Source organism: Mesorhizobium argentiipisi (SeqCode) (genome assembly GCF_037179585.1).
Classification (GTDB): Bacteria; Pseudomonadota; Alphaproteobacteria; order Rhizobiales; family Rhizobiaceae; genus Mesorhizobium; species Mesorhizobium argentiipisi.
Genome location: NZ_JAPYKO010000101.1, coordinates 1 through 492, shown reverse-complemented (window position 1 = coordinate 492; position 492 = coordinate 1). Strand labels below are relative to the sequence as shown.

Below are 492 nucleotides of genomic sequence, written 5' to 3'. Positions count from 1 at the left end.
GACATCCGCAACCGTGCCGAGCGCGACGTGATGCAGCATGCCGAGCAGATCGGGCTCGGGCATCTCGCTCGTCCAGAAGCCGCGCTGGCGCAGCTCGCGGTTGACGGCGACCAGCGTCACCAGCACGAGGCCGACGGCGGCGAGATGGCCAAGGCCCGAGAGATCGTCGAGCCGGTTCGGATTGACCAGCGCATCGACCTCCGGCAGCTCCGTGCCGGCCTGGTGATGATCGATCACGACGACGGACATGCCGAGGCGCTTGGCTTCCGCGAGCGGCTCGATGCTGGTGGTACCGCAATCGACCGTGACGAGCAGCGTGGCGCCCTTCGCGGCCAGCGCGCGGATCGCTTCCGTGTTCGGGCCGTAGCCTTCGAAAATTCGGTCGGGAATATGGATCAGCGGATCGAGCCCGCAATGGCGCAGATGCCAGGCCAGCAGCGCCGCCGAGGTGGCGCCGTCGACGTCGTAATCGCCGAAGATCGCAACCTTCTC

Annotated in this window: 1 protein-coding gene; it reads right to left on the bottom strand. The window is 67.3% G+C overall.

Going from position 1 to position 492, the window contains the following annotated elements:
• Positions 1–492: DHH family phosphoesterase (locus tag O7A05_RS34115; RefSeq protein ID WP_337097801.1), on the bottom strand; the 492-nt coding region annotated here is incomplete at both ends.